Here is a 1,742-nt window from a genome sequence, read left to right on the forward strand (position 1 = left end):
GTGGGCGGTTATAGCCCTCGGTCTTTGCGCAGCGGCTTCACTCATTTTCGCCTTCTGGGCTCCCTCGAAAAGCTCTCTCTGGATTTGTCTCGCCATCGGGGTCGTAGCGCTCTTGATAGTGCTACAGGGGCTCTACCAGGCAAAGACTGACCGGAAATAAGACCCGAAAGGGCAGGTCTTCTCCCGACACGCATTCGGAGTTCATTACTGCCCATTCCAAAAGGCTTCGGGCCGGCGGCCATACGGACGCCGGCCCCAAGCAGTGGCTCGGCTGGAAAGTCCGCCGACGCACCGTGCACTGCTGCGGCCTGGATTTGCCACCCGAATACCCATCGCTCCCTTCCCGACGGGCCGACGGTCGCTGGCATCGACGGACCTGATGCTGCGACTCCGGACAGGCCCGATGGGCGTCCCCCTGCGCCTCGCCTGCTTCACCCAGCCCGACCCCTCGGGCCAGGAAACCAACCCCTATCTCTACGCCGCCGACGGCCCCATCAACCACAGACCCAAGCAGACTTCTTCAGCTTCGCTGACGCGGTTGGTGCCGCCGCTGGCAGACTCGCTGGAGCAGCTGCAGTGGGTGTAGCCGGACTGGCTTGTGCGGGAACGGCTGGTCTCGGCGGTGTGGCAGCCGGCGTCGTCACGGCCGGTCTCAGAGGGGGGCGGGTGCGGGTGCAGCAGGAGCCACCGTTGCGGGGGACCAGCGGTGAGAGGTTGAACGGAACTCTCGGTGGGCTAGTTGGCGGACTTTTTGGGCCGATCGGATCTTTCCTCTTCTCATGAAGTACGCGAAGGAATGAAGACGCATGCGCGAGAATGGTCTGATGCAGAGCTTTCGGACAGTCGCTAGTACGGCGGTGGTCGGATGCGTACTCGGCGTCATTGCAACCGCGCTCGGTGTGCTTGACGGTTCGATAGCTTCAGCAGCTCTGCTCTTTGCCGTTGCAGGGCTGCTGGCAGGAATCGGCGTCGCGATTATCCGCTCGAGAGAACGCTCGGCAGGGGATCGCTAGTGCCGCCCGTTGGGTGGCGAGAAGCTCCTCGCCACCCAACGGGCCGCCAAGATGGCGCGGAGCCGCAGTAAGAGTGGTGGCATACGCGGTTCCGGTCTACGTGATCTGTGTACTGGTATGAAAATTTGCGCTGAAGGAAGCCTGGACACAGTCACTCACCGGTGTTCCATTGACTGTCTTCATCGGCTCTGTTCTCCTCGCTGTCCTGTTCTCTGGTTGAGCCCGGAAAACTAAGAGCTGATTGAGTCAGAAGATTCGTTGACGGTGAGGACCTGGCGTCCCGGAGCGGCGATCGCTCCGGGACGTACTTCACGTTCCTCGTCGACCTGCTGGTGTGCTCGGCCGCCTCGCGTGGGCGGTTGAGTGTGTGAGTCCGCGGTCCCATGCCTGCTGGCGCCGTGCCGTGGTCCCGGAGTTCGGGCCTGTCTGCTATGGGTGGGAGAACGTCTGGCAGCCGCTCGATCGGGGGAGGTGTGATACCCATGCGGACCATGGCGGCTGCCAGCCGGTTGGTATGGCTGGTGTTGAGAATGTCGAACCCTCCTCGGAGATAGCCCTGCAGGGTTCGGCTGGCGATACCTGTGTGCTGTGCGAGTACCGGTAGGAAGCGCGGACCGTAGAAGCGGTGAAGAGCCTGCAGGTCAGTCCTGAGCAGATGCCGGTCCACGTGGACGGCACGCTGTCGGGGAAAGGAGCCCCGACCGTCCAGCTCCGGCCGCTCAGCGGCTG

The 1,742-nt window shown here is 63.1% G+C and carries 2 protein-coding genes; both read left to right on the top strand.

The window, feature by feature from the left end:
- The first annotated feature begins 379 nt into the window (after positions 1-379).
- Entirely contained in the window at positions 380-586 is a 207-nt protein-coding gene (locus HY68_RS36360; RefSeq protein WP_157874531.1) for a hypothetical protein, read from the top strand.
- 220 nt (positions 587-806) lie between these two features.
- Complete coding sequence (locus tag HY68_RS43145; protein ID WP_157874532.1) at positions 807-1,013, top strand: hypothetical protein; 207 nt, start codon at positions 807-809, stop codon at positions 1,011-1,013.
- Positions 1,014-1,742: the final 729 nt, after the last annotated feature.

The organism is Streptomyces sp. AcH 505, from assembly GCF_000818175.1.
Lineage (GTDB): Bacteria > Actinomycetota > Actinomycetes > Streptomycetales > Streptomycetaceae > Streptomyces.

Coding starts and splice junctions, on each gene's coding strand:
- HY68_RS36360 (WP_157874531.1), top strand. CDS start 380: ATGCTGCGACTCCGGACAGGCCCGATGGGCGTCCCCCTGCGCCTCGCC.
- HY68_RS43145 (WP_157874532.1), top strand. CDS start 807: ATGCGCGAGAATGGTCTGATGCAGAGCTTTCGGACAGTCGCTAGTACG.